The sequence below is a fragment of the Mesorhizobium sp. 131-3-5 genome, from assembly GCF_016756575.1.
Classification (GTDB): Bacteria; Pseudomonadota; Alphaproteobacteria; order Rhizobiales; family Rhizobiaceae; genus Mesorhizobium; species Mesorhizobium jarvisii.
This window is the reverse complement of the sequence record NZ_AP023254.1, coordinates 1,969,908-1,991,115: the sequence shown is the minus strand read 5'-3', so window position 1 is coordinate 1,991,115 and position 21,208 is coordinate 1,969,908. Positions and strand designations below refer to the sequence as shown.

Below are 21,208 nucleotides of genomic sequence, written 5' to 3'. Positions count from 1 at the left end.
TGGAGCAATTCCGGGAAGGCGCGCAGCGCTTTCCCTAGGGAATTGCGAACAGCAAAGACTACATGCGGCGCCAGTTGGACGCCGCGCATCCGATTCCGGACTGAGCCGTCAGTTTGACAAGAGCTCCGCCGTGCGGGCGAGCGCGCCGCCGAAACCGTTGAGCGGAATGGAAAAGCTCACCGCTTGTCCCGTATCCGCCGCGAAGGCGTCGATCTTCAGCGTCGTGCCGTTCTTGAGCAGCGGCGCGACATTGGCGTCAAACGCCACCGGCACCAGGCAGCCGACGGCCTGGCAAGTGTTGAATGCCAGGCTGCCGTCCAGCTTCTGGTCATCGATGGTCAGGGTGACGCCCTTGGCGAGCGCCAGCCCAAACGGCAGGGCAAGAGTGCCTGTCGCGTCATCGCCGGTCTTGCTCGACAGTTCGATCGCCAGCAGCCGTTGGTTGCTTTGCTTGTTGAACTGTTGGTGCGACAGGCTGCAGACCTTGTTCGTGCCCGATATCTGGCAATTGACCGTCCAGTCGCCATGGGTTTCGGACAAGGCCGATGCCCCGCCCGGCAGTTGTGGCGCATCGGCTGCGGCGGGCGGAGCCGCCACCTTGTCGCCTTTGGTCTGCGCGGCCACTGCCGGCACACCGGCGATGCAGGCCGCACCCAGCATCGCAACCAAATACGCGTATTTCCTCATCAAGACCTCTCCCGCCCGGCTCCGCCTCGAGCCAGCCTGGAAACTGACTTTGAGAGACGGCTGACTGTATTCTGTTGACCGTTTCCCCGAAGGCGCCATTGTACCTGACGGACATGCGGGCGCCATTCAGCCCGAGGCCGGCGCCGACCCGATAGAGCGGCGAATCGATCGCTTCCGTCAAGTGCAATGCGAGGTTGCCGGGCAGAATCTGCCCCGCCGCGAAGCGACCTTCGATCTCCCGCTTCTTGTGTTGGAGAACTCCACTCCCGGCCTTCCATAGAGGCAACGCTGGCATCTCACTAAATGCGATGTCCGTTCCGGTCTCCAGCGCTGGCGTTGCCTGACATCCGTGGCCGCGGGCCGGACGGCGGGGTCGCGATTGATTTCAAGGTAACAGATGGACCAGCCATGGCATCGCCGGACAAACACCCTATATTGCGGGAATGAACAGGATTTTTCGCGGGAATATGCCGACGTCGGCGCGTCGACTATCGATGGGATTTGCATCGGCGGTGCTGGCCGCGACTTTTATGGCCGGCTTTGTGCTGCCCGTTTCCGCGCAGGTGGCCAATCCCGCGATCAACAGCAACGCGCTGATCCAGCAGAACGATCTGCAGGCCTTGCAGAGCCGCATTCAGCGGCAGCAATTCCAGCAGCAGCAACAGCAGTACCGCGACCAGGACCGCGTAATCGTCCAGCAGCCACCGCCGGTCGTGCCGCGGGTCAGGCCGGGCTGCCAGACGCAGATCATCGGCAACACGGCCGTGAGCACCTGCCGCTGACAGGCGGGCTTCTTTTATTTAGCCGACTTACATGGTAGGGGACCTTGAGGGTGCCTCTGCGGCAGTTTGGGTTTGCAAAGGCGCCACGTCACGCTATGGGGCACTGACCGACTGGACTATTGCAGATGACAACCACGAAGAAAAAGGCCGTACGCCGGGCCAAGAAAGGGGAAAGAATCCGCCAGGTGGCGGCGATCCCCTTTCGCTTGACCGCGGATGGAAGTTTCGAGGTGATGCTGGTCACGTCGAGAACGACGAGACGCTTCATCGTCCCCAAGGGGTGGCCGATGAAAGGCAAGAACGGACGCAAGGCCGCGACCATCGAGGCGATGGAAGAAGCCGGCGTACTTGGCAAGACCCTGAAGCAGCCGGCCGGCACCTATTCCTATTGGAAGCGGTTGGCCAACCGCTTTGTCCATGTCGACGTCATCGTCTACCTGCTTGAAGTGACCGAGGAACTGGCCAACTGGCAGGAGGCCAAGCGGCGACAGCGGGCCTGGCTGACGCCGGCCGACGCGGCGATGTTGATCGACGAACCGGATCTTTCGACGCTGGTGAAGACCCTGACACTTCCCCAGCCCACGCCGACCGACGCGACCTAAAGCAATTCCAGAAAGAGTGTGAACGGTTTTCAAGGGAAAGCGCATAGCGCTTTCCCTTGGGAATTGCGTCAAAACAACAAGGACAATTCCTCAGCCGCTCGTACCGCCCTCTTCGGGAAGAGGGCGTACCGGCATGCCGGTATAGGCCCACAACCATTCGCGCGGCAGCGGCCCCTTGTTGCGCTCGCTCTGCTGCGACTGCTCCCAGGCGTGCGCCAGGATGCCGACGGAGCGTGACAGCACGAAGAGCCCGCGCGTCAGCGGCGGCGGGAAGCCGAGTTCGCCATAGATGACGGCCGTGGCGCCATCGATGTTGAGCGGTATCCTCTTGCCCTTGCGGCGTGCGACCTCCGCCTCGATCACCTCGGCGATGTCGGCGAACCGTCCATTGACGACGCCACGCGCGGCAAATTCGCGGGTCAGTTCCAACAGGCGCGGCGCGCGCGGATCGACCGGGTGAAAGCGGTGGCCGAGCCCCGGCACATAACCCTTTTCCTCGACGAAGAACCGGTCGAGCCGTACCGAGACCGCCTCCCCCAGCGCCATCCCGCCATCGATCGCCACAGCGATATCCCTGTAGAAGGACAGCGCCTGTTCGCCGGCGCCGCCATGCACGTCGCCGAGCACATTGATGGCCGAGGCCATGGCGCTGTTGATGCCGACACCACAGGTTGCCGCCATGCGGGCGATGGCGATCGACGGCGCCTGCGGCCCATGGTCGACCGCCGCGCCCAGCGCGATGCCGAGCAGTGCCGCCTGGTCTTCGCTGGGCAATTCACCACGCAACATCAGCCAGATCATCGCCGGGAAGGAGACACGGCCGATCAGGTCCTGGATTTCATAGCCGCGCAGCCGGATGACGCCGGGGCTCATCTCGATGATGCCGGTCTGCCACCATTCCTCGCCGCGCTCACGGCCTGACTTCTTCTCCGCGTCGCTCATGCCCGTGCCTTTGCCTTGGCGCGCGGCGACAGGCCGGCGAAAATCTCATCCATATGCTCGCCGAGCGCCGGTGGCGGCTTCGTCGGCAACGGCGCCGCGCCATCGACCATGAAGCCGCCGCGCAGAACGGTCAGCGGCCTGTCCATCCCGGCGACATCGTCAAAATTGGCGGTCACCTGGCGTTCGAGCACTTGCGGCTCGGCCAGCACTTGCGGGATCGTCAGCACCCGGCCCGCCGGCACGCCTGCCCGGTTCAATCGTTCCTCCCAGGCGGCCGCCGGAGCATCTGTCAGGGCGTCCTCGATCTCGGTTTTCAGCGCAGCACGGTTCTTCTTGCGCGTCTCGCGCTCCGCGAAGCGAGGATCGGACGCCAGTTCCGGCCGTCCAATCAGCCGGCAAAGCGTCACGAACTGCTCCTGCTTGTTGGCGGCGATGTTGAGCAATCCATCGCCGGTACGAAAGGCGCCGGAAGGTGCCGCCGTCATGTTCTCATTGCCCATCGGCCTGGGATCGACCCCTGCCGTCAGATAGTTCGACACCGGCCAGCCAAGCGCGGAAAGCGTGCATTCGAGCATCGAGACGTCGAGGAAGGCGCCCTCGCCCGTTGTCTTCTGCCTGACCAACGCCGATGCGATCGCGAACGCGCCGACCAGACCGCCCAGCGTATCGGCGACCGGATAGCCGACGCGCAGCGGCGCCGTTTCCGGCGTGCCGGTGATGCTCATGATGCCCGACAGGCCCTGGATGATCTGGTCGTAGGCGGGATTGTCGCGCATCGGCCCGGTCTGGCCGAAACCCGATATTGCGCAATAGACGAGACCGGGGCGGACAGCCTTCAGCGCCTCATGGCCGAGGCCAAGCCGATCCATCACGCCGGGGCGGAAATTCTCCACCAGCGCGTCGGCACTGGCGACCAGATCGAGGAAACGCTCGCGATCGGCTTCTGTCTTCAGATCGAGCATGACAGATCGTTTGCCGGCGTTCTGCGCCAGGAACGAGGCGCCCATACCGGCTTGGTTGAGCCTTGGCGAACCGCCGAGCTGACGCGCCAGGTCGCCGCCTTGCGGTCCCTCGACTTTGATCACGTCGGCCCCCAGCAGCGCCAGCTGATAGGCACAATAGGGCCCGGCCAGAACATTGGTCAGGTCAAGGACGCGGATACCGGAAAGCAGGTCTGTCATATCGTCTCAAATCGATCAGGCATCGCCCGGCACATGCTCCGGCCCGCGCCGCCGGCGGTGCTCGATGAAGGCCCAGATATGCGGCCCGACCAGGCCGATGAAGGCGAGCGTCAGCAGCGTCAGCGACAGCGGATGCTTGTAGAACACCGACCAATCGCCATTCGAGATGGTCATCGCCCGGCGGAACTGGGTTTCGGCGAGCGGTCCCAGGATCATGCCGATGATCACAGGCGCGGTCGGGAAATCGAAGCGCCGCATCAGTAAGCCCGCCGCCCCCAGGAGATAGAGGATCACGAGATCGATGGGCGATTGCGAGATGCCGTAGGTGCCGACGGTCGCGAACACCAGGATGCCGGCATAGAGCTGCGGAGCCGGGATCTTCAGCAGCCGCACCCACAGTCCGATCAGCGGCAAATTGAGGATGACGAGGATGACGTTGGCGATGAACAGGCTGGCGATCAGGCCCCAGACCAAATTGGCCTGCGTCGTCAGGAGCAGCGGCCCGGGATTGATGCCGTAGCTCTGGAACGCCGACAGCATGATCGCCGCCGTCGCCGAGGTCGGCAGGCCGAGCGTCAGCATCGGCACCAGCACGCCGGCGGCCGACGCATTGTTGGCGGCCTCCGGACCGGCGACGCCCTCGATGGCGCCGACCGTGCCGAACTCCTCCTTGTGCTTCGACAGCTTCTTCTCGATGGCATAGGACAGGAAGGTCGGGATTTCGGCGCCACCGGCCGGCATGGCGCCGATCGGGAAGCCGATCGCCGCACCGCGCAGCCAGGCCTTCCACGAGCGGCCCCATTCGGCCGCGGTCATGTAGAGCGAGCCTTTCAGCGGCACGATCTCGTCCTTGCCGGCATAGCGGCGCGAGGCCATGTAGAGCGTCTCGCCGACCGCGAACAGGCCGACGGCGGCGATGATGACGTCGACGCCGTCGAGCAGTTCGGTCGTGCCGAAGGTGAAGCGCGGCTGGCCAGTCTGCAGGTCGACGCCGATCATGCCGATAACGAAGCCGGCAAACAGGCTGGTGAGCCCGCGCACAGAGGACGAGCCGAGCACGGCCGAAACCGTGATGAAGGCCAGCACCATCAGCGAGAAATATTCGGCCGGCCCGAAGGCCAGCGCGAACTTGACCACCACCGGCGCCAGGAAGGCGACACCCAGCGTGCCGAGCGTGCCGGCAACGAACGAACCGATAGCCGAGGTGGCAAGGGCAGCACCCCCACGGCCGGACCGCGCCATCTTGTTGCCCTCCAGCGCGGTGACGATGGTGGCGCTTTCACCTGGCGTGTTGAGCAGGATCGACGTCGTCGAGCCGCCATACATGGCGCCGTAATAGATGCCGGCGAACAGGATGAAGGACGCTTCCGGCGCCACCTGATAGGTGATCGGCAGAAGCAGCGCGATGGTCAGCGCCGGCCCGAGGCCAGGCAGCACGCCGATGGCGGTGCCGAGCGTGGTGCCGAGCAGGCACCACAGAAGATTGACCGGGGTGAAGGCGACCGAGAAGCCGTGGGCGAGTTGTTCGAGCGTGTTCATGGTCTCACGCCCCAAACGCGCCGGCAATCGCGTCGATCACCGTGTTCAGCTGGTTCTCGATGAAGCCGGCACCGATGTTGACGCCGAGCGCCCTGGCGAAGCCGAAATAGGCGGCCAGCGCCAGGACAAGGCCGGTGAGCGCGTCGCGCAGCGTATGCCTGCTGCCGAAGCCGTAGCAGACGAGAACGAACATGATCACCGATGCCGCCGTGAAGCCGAGCGGCCGGATGAGCAGCAGGTTGGCCAGAAGGCCGATGACGACAAAGCCCATCGCCCTCCAATCGGTCGGCGTTTCCTTTTCCTCCTCCGGCTGCCATCCGCCGCGAAACGCGGCGAGGATGAGCAGCAGCGCAAGCACCATCAGGCCGACCATGGTGAGGTAGGGAAAGACGGTCGGGCCGACCTTGGAGTAGAGCGGCGACACCGGGATCGCCAGCGTCTGCCAGGCGACAGCGCCGGCACAGGCGAGAAGCCCGATGCCAACAAGCAATTCCGGCACGGCAAGGCGCGAGGGCGCCGTCGGCTGGTTGATGGTGCTCATGGAATGTCCTCCCCAGGATTACGGGCCAAGACGGCTGTCATCGGCCTTCATGCTGTCAGTCCATGACCGATCTCATCTGCGATGCGATCGGCGGACTTGAGAAAATAAGGGACGGCTCGCGCCGTCCCCTGGGGAAATCAGGCGAGGCCGAGATCCTTGAGGATGGCTTCGATACGCGCCGAATCCTCGGCAACGAATTTCGCATAGTCGTCGCCGGTGAGCAGGATGGGCGTCCAGTTGCGGTTCTTACATTCGGTCGCCCAGGCATCGCTCTTTGCCATGGTCTCCACCAGCGTGATCATCGCCGCTTTGTCGGCGTCGGACACGCCAGGGGGCGCGAAGACGCCGCGCCAGTTGAACAGTTCGACATCGATGCCGGCTTCCTTCAGCGTCGGCGCGTCGATGCCGTCCTGGCGCTTGTCGGCCGAGATGGCGAGCAGCCTGAGCGCGCCGGCCTTGACCTGTTCTGAGAATTCGCCAAAGCCGGAAATGCCGGCCGCCACCTGATTGCCGAGCAGCGCCGACAAGGCCTCGCCGCCGCCGGCGAACGGCACATAGGAAAGATTGGTCGCCGGAACGCCTACCGTCTTGGCGATCAGGCCGAACAGGATGTGGTCGGAGCCACCGGCCGAACCACCGGCGACGGGAACCTTCGTCGGATCGGCCTTCAGCGCGGCGACGAAATCGGCGGCCGTCTTGAAGGGCGACTCCGCCGGCACCACCAGGGCCTCGAATTCGCCGGTGAGACGGGCGATCGGCGTGACTTGCGTCAGATTGTTGGCGGCCTTGTTGGCGATGATGGCGCCGACCATGACCATGCCGGCCACCATCAGCGAATTGCCCTTGCCGTTCCACTGGCTGATGAATTGCGGCAGCCCGACCGTGCCGCCGGCGCCGCCGACATTGGTGATCTGCGAGCCGGAGATCAGCTTCTCTGCGCGCATCACCTGATCCATCGTGCGCCCCGTCTGGTCCCAGCCGCCGCCGGGCGCCGCCGGAACGAATATCTGGATCTGCGGTGCCCCTTCGGCGAAAGCGGGCGTGAGATGAAGTCCTGCAAGGCCGGCAGCGCCTGCAGCCGCCGTGCTCATCAAAAATCTGCGTCTGTTCAGCATGGGATTCCTCCAGATCACGACACCTCCTCCGGTGCCTGCCAAACGCGCCTGCATTCACAGACCCGTGATCGAGTTCAAGCAGATGTTACCGAGTTCTGTCAACGGGAACGATATTCTGCTAGACAGAACGCCCCGGCAGCGCGACAGACTGGCCCTCGGGCATCTCGGGGTTGGAACCACAATGGACTCACCAAGCAGATCAACTGATGCTGTAAGCCGGCATGCGTCCGCCGAAGGTGTTGCGGCCCTTGATCGGGCGATCGCCATCCTCGATGCCTTCACCACGGCCGACCGCTCGCTCAGCCTGGCTGAAATCGCGGCGCGCACCGGTCTTTACAAGAGCACGATCCTGCGGCTGGCCAATTCGCTGCTGCGTGGGCAACTGCTCGAGCGGCTGGACGACGGGCGCTATCGTGTCGGGCCCGCAACCTTCCGGCTGGGCACGCTCTATCAGCGTTCGGTCGTGGCGGTCGACATCCTGCTGCCGATCATGCGCGACCTTTCCGAGCGCAGCTGGGAGAGCGTTGCCTTCTATGTCCGCTCGGGCGACGTCCGCACCTGTCTTTACCGCGTCGAATCCAAGCATCCGATCCGCTACACGATCCGCGAGGGTGACGTATTGCCTTTGCTTCTCGGCTCCGGCGGCCGCGTGCTTGCGGCGTTTTCCGGCCAGCCGGGCGAACCCTATGAGACCATACGCCGGACCTGCAACTGCCTCGCCGTCGGCGATCGGGATCCCGAAACGGCAGGCATCTCGGCACCGGTATTCGGACCGGGGCGTGTGCTGCTCGGCGCGCTGACGCTGGCTGGTCCCAGCACGCGCGTCGATGCCGCCTTCCTCGAGCGCATGAAACGGCCTCTGCTCGAGGCGGCAGCCCGTGCCACCCGTGCCTTTGGCGAGGATGCCTCGATGCTCGAACAGGCAAGTCTCGCAACGGAGATTGTGCGCTAGCCGCGCGGTTGCGGCCCGGAAAAGAACCGATAAACTTCGAATACAAGCCGATTCAACTCGAAGCAGTCACTTGACGTGGCGTAATATTGGGCTACCCAAATCAAGAAAAGGCTTCATAGAGGACGGAACTATTTATTTGCTGTTAAGTCCCGCGTGATACCCGGTTGTTGTCGCCATTTGAGCGACATGAGAGAAGAAAATCGTCTCAACCGACGGGTGAAACAGTCGGACAGACGCGCTGACAGGATCATGGCACGTCCGTGGATTCTAAGCCGTCATCGATGGACGCCAGCCCCCGTCTTCTCGGGCTTCGTCTGGCCGTTCATCGCCGTCGTCCTCATCCAGGCGCTGGTCGCCAGCCTCAGCCTACACACCCTTTCGGCGGTTCGCGCCTATGTCGGCGGCGAAAGCCAGTGGTCCAAGGGGCAAAAGCACGCCATCTATTTCCTCAGCCTCTATGCGGACACCGGCAATGAGGAGTTCTTCGGCGAGTATCGCGAAGCGATCGCCGTTCCGCTGGCCGACCGTTCGGCCCGCCTGGCGCTGGAGCAGCCCGAGCCCGATACAGAGGCCGCGCGGGCAGGCTTCCTGCAAGGCAGAAACCACCCGGACGACGTCGCCGGGATGATCTGGCTTTTCCAGAATTTCCGGAACTTCAGCTATCTCGACACCGCCATTCGGGACTGGGCAGCGGCCGACACGATGATCCTCGCCATCCAGCGGCTCGGCGATACGATGCATGCGACGCTGGGCAAGGGGCCGGCGTCGGCAGCCGAGATCGGCGCCTGGAAAGCGGAAATCCATCGGCTCGATCATCAGGTCACCCCGTTGTCCAAGGCTTTCTCGGACAGTCTCGGCGAAGGATCGCGCTTCATCCGGATGCTGCTTACCTTCGCCAATCTCGTCACGGCCGCATCGTTGATCCTGCTTGCCGTGTGGCGCACGCGCAAGCTCTTGGCGCAGCGCCAGGCCTTCCAGTTGGCGCTCAATGCCGAGCGCGAGCGCGCCCAGATCACGCTGGCTTCGATCGGCCAGGCCGTCGTCTGCACCGGCCGCGACGGGCGGCTCGACTACATGAATGCGGTTGCCGAGAAGCTGCTGGCATGCCCGCTCGGCACTGCCAGGGGCAAACCCATCGCAGCGTTCTTTCGCCTCGTCGACAAGGACACCGGCGTTGAAGAAACGCAGTTGGTCGAGCGTCTCCTGGCCGGCGAAGCGCGCCGGTCCAGCGCCCGTCCACAATTGCTGCAGCGGCCGGACGGCTCTGTTGTTCCCGTCGCATTGACCGGCGCACCGCTGCTCGTTTCCGGTGAGGTCGTCGGTGCCGTGCTCGCCTTCCACGACATGACGCGCGAAGAGGATTATATCGAGCGGCTTTCGTGGCAGGCTTCGCATGATGCGTTGACCGGGCTCGCCAACCGGCGCGATTTCGAAAGCCGGTTGGAAAGGACCATCGTCGAATTGCAGGGCCAGCCCCGGCAACACGCCTTGATGTATCTCGATCTCGATCAGTTCAAGCTGGTCAACGATACGTGCGGCCATGCGGCGGGCGACCAGTTGCTGCGCCAGATCTCGGCGCTGCTGACCTGCGATTTGCGGCCGGGCGACGTGCTGGCACGGTTGGGCGGCGATGAGTTCGGCGTGCTGCTCGTCGATTGTGGAGCCAACGAAGCGTGCGACATCGCCGAACGGCTGCGCGCGGCGGTGCAGAACCTGCATTTCGTCTGGGATGGCAGGCCGTTCAACACCAGCGTCAGTGTCGGCATGGTGGAGATCGCCAATGCGCAGGTGACGATCGAGGAAACGCTACGGGCCGCCGACGTCGCCTGCTACATGGCCAAGGAAAAGGGCCGCAACCGCGTCCAGATCCACAGCGATGGCGACGTCGACTTGCGCGAGCGTTTTGGCGAGATGGCCTGGGTGCAGCGCCTGCACGCCGCGCTGGAGCAAGACCGTTTCCGGCTTCATGCTCAGGAAATCTGGCCGCTCAACGACGACGTCGTCGAGGCTGGAGCGCATATAGAGATCCTGTTGCGGCTGACCGACGAAGATGGCAGCTTCGTCACCCCGCAGAGTTTCATTCCCGCGGCCGAGCGCTACGGCCTGATGCCGTCGATCGACCGCTGGGTGGTGCGCAACACCTTCCGCATCCTGGCCGCCCGGCAGGCCGATCCGCGCACGCCGCCCATCGCAACATGCGCCATCAATCTTTCCGGCGCGACTTTCGGCGACGAAAGCTTTCTCGGCTTCCTGCGCGAGCAATTCCTCATCCATGGCATTTCGCCTGCCATGATCTGCCTGGAGATCACCGAAACTAGCGCTATCGCCAATCTCACCAACGCCATGCGCTTCATTGCCGATCTGCGCGGCCTGGGCTGCCGCTTCGCGCTCGACGATTTCGGCTCCGGCATGTCGTCTTTCGCGTATCTGAAGCACCTGCCGGTCGACTACCTCAAGATCGACGGCAGCTTCGTCAAGGACATGCTGGACGACCGCATCGACCGCGCCATGGTCGAGATGATCCACCACATCGGCAAGGTCATGGGAAAGCGCACCATCGCCGAGTTCGTCGAGAGCGACGGTATCGCCGCCGCGCTGAAGACCATCGGCGTCGACTATGCCCAGGGCTATGGGATCGCCAGACCGACGCCGTTCGATGCCTCGACGGTGCTGCTAGGCCGAGGCGTCACGCCGGCCGTCGAAAGCGTCGATCCATGGGCCGATCTGGCGCGGAAGCTGCGCCGCAAGGCGGGCTAGTCTACCGGAGCTGCAATGCCGTTCAGGACAGCCGCTCCAGCAGCACGGTCGGCGCGTCATGATAGGTGGTCCGCAACACCTCGCGATAGCCGACCTTGTCAGCGACATTCAACGAGGCGGTATTCTCGGGATCGATGATGCAGACGGTTTTCACCCGTCCGAAGGTTTCTTCGCCCCAGGCCAGGACACGGCCGACGACCTCTGTGGCGAGGCCTGCCCCGTGCACTTCCGGCGCCAGCGCCCATCCGGCCTCGGGAATGCCTTCGATCGACGGCTCCATGTCGCGCTTCAGGTCGTGAAACCCGGCCTCGCCGACGAAGCGGCCCGTCGCCTTCTCCTCGATCGCCCAGAAGCCGTAGCCGAGCAGCGACCACAGGCCGGCATGACGCAGGAAGCGCATCCAGCTTTCCTCGCGCGTGCGCGGCTTGCCGCCGATGAAGCGGGTAACGGCCGGGTCGGCCCACATTGTTGCATAGGCGTCGAAATCCTCCAGCCGGTGCGCCCGCAGAATGGTTCGCTGCGTCTCGATGACGGGAGCGACGGTCACTTTGCGGTTGTTCATGGGATTTGCCTCGCTGATCTTGTCCGCGCTTAGCAAATTGCCCCTGCGGTGCAAGGGCCAGCGGACGACTCGCCATCATCCAGAATAGCAGCCCGAAGCAGATCTTCAGCCGCGCCAGGCCATCGGATACAGGGGGCGTTCCAGACCGGTCATGCCTGCGAACCTAACGTGCCTGGACCGAGCGTCAACGCCGCCTAAGACCAGGAATTCAGCTTCTATGGGAATTCTGCCCGACGGTGTTAATTTCCCGGCAGACTGATTCAGCACATCTGCGGCGCGACCTTTTCAGACGCGTGCTCAACCCAAGGGAAGAAACATGGACACGACCGACCTTGTGCTTGCCATTATCCATCATCTGCTGGTGTTTTCCCTGGCAGGGATCATCGGCGCCGAATTCGTGCTGATCCGCGGCGACCTGCCCGCCGTAACCCTCAAGCGACTCGCCGGCATCGACCGCCACTATGGCATCATCGCCTCACTCATCATCATCGTCGGCATCGGCCGTGTCTTCTGGGGCCTCAAGGGTTGGGAGTTCTACGTCTACAACTGGATGTTCTGGGCCAAGATGGCGGCATTCGGCATTGTCGGCCTGCTGTCGATCATCCCGACCGTGCGCTTCATTTCCTGGAACCGGCAGGCCAGCGCCAATCCCGCCTTCGCCGTGCCGGCGGGCGAACTGGCCTCGGTGAAGACCTATATCCGCGCCGAGGCCTTCGTCTTCCTGCTGATCCCGGTCTTCGCGGCGGCGATGGCGCGCGGTTACGGCTACCAATAGATCTGGAATAGAACGTGAGCGAGTAGGGTCTGCAATCGGCATTTGCCGAAGCCGGTCGACTATCGACCGTTTCGGATCCCGCCTTGTGGTTCGAACATCTATCCGTTGCGTGCCGGCTGCCGCGGATATCCCAGTTTGCCATTTGAGTCCGATTGCAATCTATTGGCCTGCGCTGGTTGTTGTTTCATCCGCGGCCGGCATTGAGAGGAGTTCCGCGCAGCGGTTTATTCATATCCCGGAGGAGAATTACGATGCGAAAATTTGTTGCCGCTCTGGCCGCCGCCGCGGCCGTCACGCTTTATTCGTTCGCCGCCGACGCACAATCCTATCCCGAACGTACCATCACCGTTGTCGTGCCGTTTGCGGCAGGCGGTCCGACCGACACCGTCACCCGGCTCGTCGCGGAAGCCATGTCGAAGGATCTCGGCCAGCAGGTCATCGTCGAGAATGTCGGCGGCGCCGGCGGCACGCTCGGCGCGGGCCGCGTCGCCAATGCCGATCCCGATGGCTACACGCTGCTCCTCCATCACATCGGCATGGCGACGAGTGCGACGCTCTACAGAAAGCTGGCCTACGACACGCTGAACGCCTTTGAATATGTCGGCCTGGTGACCGAAGTGCCGATGACCATCATCGGCCGCAAGGATCTTCCGCCGACCGATCTGAAAGGGCTTGTCGACTACGCCAACGCCAACAAGGACAGCATCACCGTCGCCAATGCCGGTATCGGTGCGGCCTCGCATCTGTGCGGCATGCTGTTCATGAGCGCCATCGGCACGCCGCTGGTCACCGTGCCCTACAAGGGCACCGGCCCGGCCATGACCGATCTTCTCGGCGGCCAGGTCGACATTATGTGCGACCAGACCACCAACACCACCAAGCAGATCCAGGGCGGCACGATCAAGGCCTATGCCGTCACCTCGCCGGAGCGCCTCGACGTGCTGAAGGATGTGCCGACGACGATCGAAGCCGGCCTCCCCGCGGTGCAGGTCGGCATCTGGCACGGCCTCTATGCGCCGAAGGGCACGCCGGCCGAGATCACCGACCGCCTGTCGAAATCGCTCCAGGTTGCCCTGAAGGACCCGAACGTCATCGCCCGCTTCGCCGAACTCGGCACCAGGCCGTCATCGGAGGCCGACGCGACGCCGGCGGCGCTGAAGGCCAAGCTGGAAAGCGAGATCGCGCGCTGGAAGCCGATCATCGAAGCCGCCGGCCAGTACGCCGACTGATGGCTTGAAACGGGGCGCCCGCGGCGCCCCGTTCGCTTCGATCCGATTTCCCATTTGCAACGGCAGGCCCCAGCGCCTGGGAGGACCGTCATGAAACCTTTCGCAATCGACAGGACCAACGGCCTGTGCGCCGCGCTGTTCATCTTTTTCGGTGCGTTCTTCGCGCTGCAGTCGCTCAGCCTCGAAATCGGCACGGCGTTGCGCATGGGGCCGGGCTATTTCCCGCTGGTCCTGGCGATCGTGCTGATCCTGCTAGGCGCCATCATCCTCGTCCAGGCGATACGCGTCGAGGGTGAGCCGATCGGCCCAGTGGCGTGGCGCGGCATGTTGTTCATCCTGCCGGCGCCGATCTTCTTCGGCTTGACGGTGCGCGGCCTCGGCTTCGTGCCGTCGATCTTCCTGACGGCGCTGATCGCCGCCTTCGCCAGCGGCCGCATGAAGCCGCTCACCGCGCTCGTGTTGTCGGCTGGCCTGACGCTGTTCTCGGTCCTCGTCTTCAGCTACGCGCTCGGCCTGCCGTTCCAGCGCTTCGGCCCCTGGCTGCCCTCATGGCTGGCATTGTGAGACGCTGACATGGACTTGCTCAACAATCTCGCGCTCGGCTTTTCGACCGCCTCGACGCCGGCCAATCTCGGCTTCTGCCTGATCGGCGTCCTGCTCGGCACGCTGATCGGCGTCCTGCCCGGCATCGGCGCCACCGCAACCATCGCCATGCTGTTGCCGATCACCTTCCAGATCGGCGACCCGGTTTCTTCCCTCATCATGCTTGCCGGCATCTACTACGGCGCCCAGTATGGCGGCTCGACCACCGCCATTCTCATCAACATGCCCGGTGAATCCTCGTCGGCCGTCACCGCCATCGACGGCTATCAGATGGCCCGCCAGGGCCGCGCCGGGGCGGCATTGGCGATCGCCGCGATCGGCTCGTTCTTCGCCGGCACGGTGTCGACCTTCCTCGTCGCCGTCTTTGCCCCGCCGTTGACGGCGATAGCCCTGCAGTTCGGCGCGGCGGAGTATTTTTCGTTGATGATCGTCGGCCTCGTCTCGTCCATCGCGCTCGCCCATGGCTCGATCGTCAAGGCGCTGGCGATGGTCGTGCTCGGCCTGCTGCTTGGCATCGTCGGCACCGACATCTACACCGGCGCGCCGCGCTTCACCCTTGGCATCCGCGAATATGCCGACGGACTGAATTTCGTCGCCGTGGCGGTCGGCGTCTTCGGCGTCGCCGAGATCCTGCGCAACCTTGAAAACGAGCATGAGCGCTCGGTGCTGATCAGCAAGGTCTCCGGTCTGATGCCGACCCGCGGCGACTTCAAGCGTATGGCAGCACCCATCGTGCGCGGAACCATCATCGGTTCGGCGCTCGGCATTCTGCCCGGCGGTGGTGCGGTGCTTGCGGCCTTTGCCTCCTATTCGGTCGAGAAACGCGTGTCGAAAACCCCGCATGAATTCGGCAAGGGCGCCATCGCCGGCGTCGCCGGACCGGAATCGGCCAACAATGCCGGCGCCCAGACCTCCTTCATCCCGATGCTGACGCTGGGCATTCCGGCCAATCCTGTCATGGCGCTGATGATCGGCGCCATGATCATCCAGGGCATCGTGCCCGGCCCCAATGTCGCCACCGAGCAGCCGGCGCTGTTCTGGGGCATCATTGCTTCGATGTGGATCGGCAATCTGATGCTGATCATCCTCAACCTGCCGCTGATCGGCCTTTGGGTGAAGCTGCTGACGATCCCCTATTACGTGCTCTTCCCGATCATCATGGCGTTCTGCTCGATCGGCGTTTACAGCGTCAACACCAATGCTTTCGATCTCTATGCCGTCGCCTTCTTCGGCCTGCTCGGCTATGTCCTCACCAAGCTGCGCTGCGAACCGGCACCCCTGCTGCTCGGCTTCGTGCTCGGCCCGCTGCTCGAGGAAAACCTGCGCCGCGCCATGATCCTGTCGCGCGGCGACGCCTCAACCTTCCTGACGCGGCCGATCAGCGCCGGCCTGCTGCTGGTGGCGCTGGCCGTGCTCGTCATCGTCTTCCTGCCCTCGGTCAAGAAGAAGCGCGAAGAGGTGTTCGTGGAGGAGAGTTGAAGCCCGGGCCAGTCAGCCTTGGCTCTGAACCTCGTCCACCGGATCGAGCGGAGCGATCGGCACCAGGGGCGCCGGAATGCTGGTCGTCTTCTCCTCAGCCTTGCAGATATCGGCGATGACGCAGGCCGGGCAATCCGGCTTGCGCGCCTTGCAGACATAGCGCCCATGCAGGATCAGCCAGTGATGCGCATGGCGCATATATTCGTCCGGGATGATTTTCAGCAGCCCTTGCTCGACCTGTTCGGGCGTCTTGCCGGGCGCCAGGCCAAGCCGGTTGCCAATCCGGAAAATATGCGTGTCGACCGCCATCGTATGCTGGCCGAAGGCCATGTTGAGCACGACATTGGCGGTCTTGCGCCCGACGCCTGGCAGCTTGACCAGCTCGTCGCGGTTGTCGGGCACTTCCCCGCCGTGGTCGCGGATCAGCGCTTCCGACAGCGCGATGACGTTCTTGGCCTTGTTGCGCCACAGACCGATGGTCCTGATATAGTCGCCGACCTTGGCCTCGCCCAGCGCCAGCATCTTCCGCGGCGTGTCGGCGGCTTTGAACAAGGCCCTTGTCGCTTTGTTGACGCCGGCATCGGTCGCCTGAGCCGAAAGCACCACCGCCACCAAGAGCGTAAACGCGTTGACATGTTCGAGCTCACCCTTCGGCTCCGGCCGCTGGACGGAAAACCGGCGGAAGATCTCGTGCACTTCCGCCGGACTGTAGCGCGACGTCCGCCGCACCGGCCGTGGGCGCGGCTTGGCATTGGAACCATCGCGCCGTCCTGGCGGCAATTCTTTTTCGGGCATGGAAGAATCTTTGGACTTGGGGCTCGCCATTTCCCTCCTATAATATCCTGTCATGAGCGACACAAACGCCTCGTTCCAGGCCGACGAGCCCTTCTTTCACGCATTGCTGACCCCGCACCGGTCGCTGGGCAGGACAGGCTTCCTGGTCCTGATGGCCGCTTTGTCGTTCGGCTGGCTGGCGACCGGCGCGTTCTTCCTGCCGCGCGGCGCCTGGCCGGTATTCGGCTTCTTCGGTCTCGACGTGGTCGCCCTCTACATCGCCTTCCGCGTCAACTACCGCGCCGCCCGCGCCCGCGAGGAGGTATCGGTCTCGCGTACCACCCTCGACATCCGCAAGACGGCCCCTTCGGGAAAATCGGAAGCCCACCGCTTCAACCCGTTCTGGGCCCGGTTTTCGGTCGCCCGTCACGCCGAGATCGGCATCACCAAAATGACGGTTGAAGGCCAAGGCCAGAACGTGCCGATCGGCGGCTTTCTCGACGCCGAGTCCCGCGAGAGCTTTGCGACAGCCTTTTCGCGCGCGCTGGCGACCGCCAAGGCGCGCTAAACGGCTCTTTGTTTTGACGCAATTCCCTAGGGAAAGCGCTACGCGCTTTTTCCCGGGAAAACCGTTCACACTTTTCCTGGAATTGCTCTAGAACCGATAGCGCAGAAGCCTGCCGACCTTGCGCAGCGCCGGAATGTGTTTCCAAAGGCGAACGAAGAGTTTGGCGGGCCAGCCCATGCGGGCGGCGTGTTCGGGCATGTAGGCGGAAATATCCTCGACGAACCGCAGTTTCGGAACCGCCAGCTCCAGCTCGTGCGGATCATCGATCGCCCAGTGAACCTCGGCGCCAGTCGCCTTGATGGTGGGATTGAGACGAAGCAGCGTCAGGCCGAAACGGCTGTAGGCGTCGAACATCAGCTCGCCGCCGGCAAGATGCGAGACAAGCCGCGAAACCAGGCGCAGCCCCTCATCGGCGGGAAGATAGGGCGTCAGCCCTTCCGCCACCACGATGGCCGGGCGGTTGTGGGGCACTTCGGCCAGCCAGCCGGGCTCGGTCACCGACGAAGCGATGAGATGATAACGGTCGCGTGACGGGTAAAGTTTTCGCCTGAGTTCGATGACCTGGGGATAGTCGACATCGAACCAGTCCACGCCTGGCGGCGGATCGACACGGAAGATGCGCGTATCGAGCCCGCAGCCCAGATGCAGCACGATGGCGCCGGGATTTCTGGCCAGAAAATCCTCTACACGAACGTCCAATGTCTTGGCCCGGATCGCCAGGCCGATGCCGAGATTCTCGTCGACCTTGAGCCTGGAGAAGTCATAGTCGATCTTGCGCACCGCCTCGTCGGCGAAATGATCCCCAAGCAGCGAATGGGGCAACCGGCTCTCCAGCGCCTTGCCGTATAGCGTCATCAGCAAGGTTTCCTTAGCCCCGGTCAGATGCACTTTCTCGCCAGCCATGAGCGACTCCTGGCAGGAGCATGATCCCGAAAAGTGGATACCGGTTTTCGGAAAAGATCATGCTCGAACACAAAGAGAGAGCCCCATCCCGACCCATCGGGATGGAACAGGCTCTCGAAACCCCGAGTCTATCTGGGTATGCGCGGCAAGAAGGCAAGTTTCGGGTGGCGATCGCCGCCCCAAGGGGCGATATTCCTGGCCAAGGAGACAGTTCGATGAGCACACAGACAGCCGTCCTCAAAAAGGACATCACGCCGCAAGGCAGCGACTACGAGATCGTGCGCCGCGCCATCGAGAAGATCAGCCTCGACTATCGCGACCAGCCTTCGCTCGAGGAGCTTGCCGAGGAAGTCGGCGAGACGCCAACCGGCCTGCAAAAACTCTTCACCCGCTGGGCCGGCCTGTCGCCCAAAGCCTTCCTGCAGGCGGTGACGCTCGACCACGCCCGCCGGTTGCTCGATTCCGGCATGCCGCTGCTCGAAACCTCCTTCGAACTGGGCATGTCCGGCCCCGGCCGGCTGCATGACCTGTTCGTCACCCATGAGGCAATGTCGCCGGGCGACTACAAGACGCGCGGCGCCGGCCTCACCATCCGCTACGGCTACCATCCCTCGCCCTTCGGCACCGCCCTGATCATGGCCACCGACCGCGGGCTTGCCGGCCTCGCCTTCAGCGACCCCGGCGAGGAGCGCGCCGCCTTCGCCGACATGTCCAGCCGCTGGCCGAACGCCATCTATGTCGAGGACCTGGCCGCGACCGGTCCTTACGCCGCGCGCATCTTCGACCCGACGCTGTGGCGTCCCGACCAGCCGCTGCATGTCGTCATGATCGGCACCGACTTCCAGGTTCGCGTCTGGGAGGCGCTGCTGCAGATCCCGATGGGCAAGGCCCGCACCTATTCCTCGATCGCCGCCAGCATCGGCGCGCCAAGCGCCAGCCGCGCGGTCGGCGCCGCCAATGGCGCCAACCCGCTCTCCTTCGTGGTGCCTTGCCATCGCGCCATCGGCAAGTCCGGCGACCTCACCGGCTACCACTGGGGCCTGACCCGCAAGCGCGCCATCCTTGGCTGGGAGGCAGGTCAAGTGTCATCATAAATATCGTTTTTCCAGTTTTCGGCGAAGAAATTTACAGATCTTGGAAAGCGGAAAGTATTACTTGGGCTCTATCGGAAATTAACGATACAACCGGGGACAACCTTCGGTTTTTATAAGATGTTATTTCCGCGAATTATTTTAGTTTACGCTAAATTAACCACGATAAAGCGATCATGACTCCTGTTAATTCGGGCGATCCGACTTAATAGGAGGTCTCGATGAAGTTGTTTCGCACCGCCTTCGGTGCAACCTTGCTGGTCGCGTGTCTGGGCCAGCCTGCATTGGCTGCGACGCAAAATGTCATTTTCAATGGCACGATCACCCCGACCTGCACGCTTGTCATTGCCACCAACGGCACGATGACGGTCAGTCCCGACCTCCAGACACTCAGTTCCCACAACAGCGGCGGCTCTGCCGGAACCGTCACGCTGACGACGACAGGCGGCGTGTCGGTGAGCGTCGATCCGGTTACCGCCACCACGGTGCCGTCGGCCGACACGACATCGACCACCTGGACACCAACCTACTCTTCCGCCGGTGCGCACTCCATCGTCGAGACCGGTTCCGCGACCGCCATCAGCACACCCGGCGCCGACCTCGTTTCGGTCCATCTCGCCGGCACGAAGGGCGGCAGCAACCGCTTCGCCAACGGCAACTATCAGGCAACGGTAACGCTGCGCTGCGAGTAGCGCCCGGGAAGGAGGCATCCTTGAGATTTTTTGGAACCCTGGCGGCGCTGGCCGTCGGCCTGATCCCCGCTGCCGCGGCGGCCCAGTCGATGTCGCCGATGCGCGGCGAGGTCAACAGTTTCACCGACGTCTTCGCGGTCCGCGTCTTCCCGGCCAATCCATACGACCAGAAGATCAAGATCGAAATCCACGTCTACGATCAGGATTTTCAGCCGGTGGACGCCAGGATATCACCGGCTGCCTTCCAGCTCGGTGCCCAGGCTTCCCGTCCGGTCCTTGTGGTCGTGCCCTTCGGCGGCGCTGCCGAGCGTAAAGTGCGTATCTGTACCGAAAGCATCCCCTTCCCCAACCAGCAGACGCAGATAAGGGCGCAGATATGCGGAAAGTTTTTTGGGCACCGCAAGTCCTGACGCTGGCACTCGCGGCTGCTGTGGCAAGCACCGCTCCAACCCAGGCCCAGGACCAGATCTACAATCTCAACCAGAACGAGAACGGCTTCAATTTGCCCGGCGTCACCTTGCCCCAGGGCCAGGACGAGGTCCATGCCGCGGACGGCACCACTTGCCGTTCCGCCGTTTCCAGTTCCGGTGCCTATGTCGATCTCGGCGTGATCAGAGGCAACAACCAGACGGACAATGGCGTCGCGACCTATGGCCGGGTGGTGATCCCGATCGGGCGCACACCGAAACGCCTCGATTGCAGCCGCCTCTACGAACTGGAAGTCCAGCGCCTGCAGCTGGAGCTGAAACTGCTTAAAATGGGCCTCGGCGGCGACGGCCCGACGGGAAGCGTGGCCACCAGCGCTCCCGCCACCGCGGCCGCGTCACCTGGATGGGCCAACGAAGGCTGGACCATCAGGACCGGAAACAGCGATGGCAAGAAAAAGAAAAAGAAATAGTCGCGCGCTGCTTACGATGGCAGCCCTTGCCGGCTTCTGCCTTCCCGCCCAAGCTGTGATCATCGGCACCTGCACAATCATGGTCGGGGCATCGGGGACGATGACCGCAAATCCGGCCATCAGCATACTGGGCTCCAAACAGGCAGGCGGATCGAGCGCCAGCGCCACCGTGGTGGCGAGCTCCCTATTGTGCTCCATCCTCAACTTGCTCGACTGCTATTCGGTTTCGGCGCCGGCGCCTGCCGCATTCTCGTCCGCGCCGAGCGGCGGCGGCACCAACGTCACTTTCGCCTCTGTCTTCCGGCTCGATGGCTCGGGGGTCGACATCAACGGAAGCGTGCCGCAAAGGGTCACCAACGGCACCCACGCCCTGCAGGTCGATCTCACCGCCACCAAGTCGAGCGGCATCTTTCCCGCCGGCAGCTATCAGGGCACCGTCACCGTGCGCTGCGAGTGAGGCGACAAATCGCTTTTTGACATCCACATGGTCTGGCAACTCATCGCATGACGCGCTAGCTTCCCCCGCACCGGGGTGA

23 protein-coding genes are annotated in these 21,208 nt (G+C 63.6%); 14 read left to right on the top strand and 9 right to left on the bottom strand.

Features of this window, described 5'->3' with window-relative positions; translation table 11 throughout:
- Positions 1-108: 108 nt before the first annotated feature.
- Positions 109-687, bottom strand: coding sequence for an invasion associated locus B family protein (locus tag JG747_RS09705; protein WP_027047394.1), 579 nt, complete (start codon positions 685-687; stop codon positions 109-111).
- A gap of 443 nt (positions 688-1,130) precedes the next feature.
- Here JG747_RS09705 and JG747_RS09700 point away from each other — a divergent pair, with 443 nt between their 5' ends.
- Together JG747_RS09700 and JG747_RS09695 are read left to right on the top strand one after the other, a co-directional pair.
- Positions 1,131-1,469 carry a hypothetical protein gene (locus JG747_RS09700; protein WP_202361671.1) on the top strand — a complete coding sequence of 113 codons (339 nt, stop codon included), beginning with the start codon at positions 1,131-1,133 and terminating at the stop codon, positions 1,467-1,469.
- A 125-nt stretch (positions 1,470-1,594) separates the two neighbouring features.
- On the top strand, positions 1,595-2,071 hold the full coding sequence (locus JG747_RS09695; protein ID WP_064980868.1) for an NUDIX hydrolase: 477 nt from the start codon (positions 1,595-1,597) through the stop codon (positions 2,069-2,071).
- A gap of 90 nt (positions 2,072-2,161) precedes the next feature.
- On the opposite strand, the gene JG747_RS09690 is transcribed toward JG747_RS09695, so the two are convergent.
- The 5 genes from JG747_RS09690 to JG747_RS09670 all read right to left on the bottom strand — a co-directional run bounded on the left by JG747_RS09690 (position 2,162) and on the right by JG747_RS09670 (position 7,389).
- Positions 2,162-3,013 carry a citryl-CoA lyase gene (locus JG747_RS09690; protein ID WP_202361670.1) on the bottom strand — a complete coding sequence of 284 codons (852 nt, stop codon included), beginning with the start codon at positions 3,011-3,013 and terminating at the stop codon, positions 2,162-2,164.
- Positions 3,010-4,194: a CaiB/BaiF CoA transferase family protein gene (locus JG747_RS09685; RefSeq protein ID WP_064980871.1), complete on the bottom strand. Its 1,185-nt coding sequence runs from the start codon at positions 4,192-4,194 to the stop codon at positions 3,010-3,012. Before JG747_RS09685 ends, JG747_RS09690 begins: the two co-directional genes overlap by 4 nt.
- A gap of 15 nt (positions 4,195-4,209) precedes the next feature.
- Entirely contained in the window at positions 4,210-5,733 is a 1,524-nt protein-coding gene (locus JG747_RS09680) for a tripartite tricarboxylate transporter permease (RefSeq protein ID WP_202361669.1), read from the bottom strand.
- A 4-nt stretch (positions 5,734-5,737) separates the two neighbouring features.
- Positions 5,738-6,274 carry a tripartite tricarboxylate transporter TctB family protein gene (locus JG747_RS09675; RefSeq protein WP_038649623.1) on the bottom strand — a complete coding sequence of 179 codons (537 nt, stop codon included), beginning with the start codon at positions 6,272-6,274 and terminating at the stop codon, positions 5,738-5,740.
- A gap of 137 nt (positions 6,275-6,411) precedes the next feature.
- A complete protein-coding gene (locus tag JG747_RS09670; protein ID WP_069093130.1) occupies positions 6,412-7,389 on the bottom strand; it encodes a Bug family tripartite tricarboxylate transporter substrate binding protein in 978 nt (325 codons plus the stop codon).
- 181 nt (positions 7,390-7,570) lie between these two features.
- Here JG747_RS09670 and JG747_RS09665 point away from each other — a divergent pair, with 181 nt between their 5' ends.
- Positions 7,571-8,341: an IclR family transcriptional regulator gene (locus JG747_RS09665; protein ID WP_202361668.1), complete on the top strand. Its 771-nt coding sequence runs from the start codon at positions 7,571-7,573 to the stop codon at positions 8,339-8,341.
- Positions 8,342-8,590: 249 nt separating this feature from the next.
- Positions 8,591-11,098, top strand: coding sequence for an EAL domain-containing protein (locus tag JG747_RS09660; protein WP_202361667.1), 2,508 nt, complete (start codon positions 8,591-8,593; stop codon positions 11,096-11,098).
- 22 nt (positions 11,099-11,120) lie between these two features.
- Here the strand turns inward: JG747_RS09660 and JG747_RS09655 are convergent, their stop codons facing one another.
- Positions 11,121-11,660 (bottom strand): GNAT family N-acetyltransferase, encoded by a 540-nt coding sequence (locus tag JG747_RS09655; protein ID WP_019861178.1) that lies wholly within the window; start codon positions 11,658-11,660, stop codon positions 11,121-11,123.
- Positions 11,661-11,976: 316 nt separating this feature from the next.
- Here JG747_RS09655 and JG747_RS09650 point away from each other — a divergent pair, with 316 nt between their 5' ends.
- The 4 genes from JG747_RS09650 to JG747_RS09635 all read left to right on the top strand — a co-directional run bounded on the left by JG747_RS09650 (position 11,977) and on the right by JG747_RS09635 (position 15,746).
- Positions 11,977-12,435, top strand: a complete 459-nt coding sequence (locus JG747_RS09650; protein ID WP_038649635.1) for a DUF2214 family protein — start codon at positions 11,977-11,979, stop codon at positions 12,433-12,435.
- Positions 12,436-12,686: 251 nt separating this feature from the next.
- A complete protein-coding gene (locus JG747_RS09645) occupies positions 12,687-13,664 on the top strand; it encodes a tripartite tricarboxylate transporter substrate-binding protein (RefSeq protein ID WP_038649638.1) in 978 nt (325 codons plus the stop codon).
- 90 nt (positions 13,665-13,754) lie between these two features.
- Positions 13,755-14,228, top strand: a complete 474-nt coding sequence (locus JG747_RS09640) for a tripartite tricarboxylate transporter TctB family protein (protein ID WP_019861180.1) — start codon at positions 13,755-13,757, stop codon at positions 14,226-14,228.
- 9 nt (positions 14,229-14,237) lie between these two features.
- Positions 14,238-15,746, top strand: coding sequence for a tripartite tricarboxylate transporter permease (locus JG747_RS09635; RefSeq protein WP_202361666.1), 1,509 nt, complete (start codon positions 14,238-14,240; stop codon positions 15,744-15,746).
- 12 nt (positions 15,747-15,758) lie between these two features.
- Here JG747_RS09635 and nth read toward each other — a convergent pair whose 3' ends face one another.
- The gene (gene nth / locus JG747_RS09630) at positions 15,759-16,571 is read right to left on the bottom strand and encodes an endonuclease III (RefSeq protein WP_202361665.1); all 813 of its coding nucleotides are present in this window, start codon (positions 16,569-16,571) and stop codon (positions 15,759-15,761) included.
- 22 nt (positions 16,572-16,593) lie between these two features.
- On the opposite strand from nth, the gene JG747_RS09625 reads away from it, so the two are divergent.
- Positions 16,594-17,088: a DUF2244 domain-containing protein gene (locus JG747_RS09625; RefSeq protein WP_202361664.1), complete on the top strand. Its 495-nt coding sequence runs from the start codon at positions 16,594-16,596 to the stop codon at positions 17,086-17,088.
- Between the two features lie 87 nt (positions 17,089-17,175).
- Here JG747_RS09625 and JG747_RS09620 read toward each other — a convergent pair whose 3' ends face one another.
- Positions 17,176-17,991: a class I SAM-dependent methyltransferase gene (locus JG747_RS09620; protein ID WP_069093136.1), complete on the bottom strand. Its 816-nt coding sequence runs from the start codon at positions 17,989-17,991 to the stop codon at positions 17,176-17,178.
- Positions 17,992-18,206: 215 nt separating this feature from the next.
- On the opposite strand from JG747_RS09620, the gene JG747_RS09615 reads away from it, so the two are divergent.
- The 5 genes from JG747_RS09615 to JG747_RS09595 all read left to right on the top strand — a co-directional run bounded on the left by JG747_RS09615 (position 18,207) and on the right by JG747_RS09595 (position 21,129).
- Positions 18,207-19,085, top strand: a complete 879-nt coding sequence (locus tag JG747_RS09615; protein ID WP_038649656.1) for a methylated-DNA--[protein]-cysteine S-methyltransferase — start codon at positions 18,207-18,209, stop codon at positions 19,083-19,085.
- Positions 19,086-19,303: 218 nt separating this feature from the next.
- Positions 19,304-19,774 (top strand): hypothetical protein, encoded by a 471-nt coding sequence (locus JG747_RS09610; RefSeq protein WP_038649659.1) that lies wholly within the window; start codon positions 19,304-19,306, stop codon positions 19,772-19,774.
- Positions 19,775-19,863: 89 nt separating this feature from the next.
- Positions 19,864-20,184, top strand: coding sequence for a hypothetical protein (locus JG747_RS09605; RefSeq protein WP_244748423.1), 321 nt, complete (start codon positions 19,864-19,866; stop codon positions 20,182-20,184).
- On the top strand, positions 20,151-20,672 hold the full coding sequence (locus JG747_RS09600; protein WP_202361663.1) for a hypothetical protein: 522 nt from the start codon (positions 20,151-20,153) through the stop codon (positions 20,670-20,672). Before JG747_RS09605 ends, JG747_RS09600 begins: the two co-directional genes overlap by 34 nt.
- Entirely contained in the window at positions 20,647-21,129 is a 483-nt protein-coding gene (locus tag JG747_RS09595; RefSeq protein ID WP_019861188.1) for a hypothetical protein, read from the top strand. The genes JG747_RS09600 and JG747_RS09595 overlap by 26 nt, the downstream gene beginning before the upstream one ends.
- Positions 21,130-21,208: the final 79 nt, after the last annotated feature.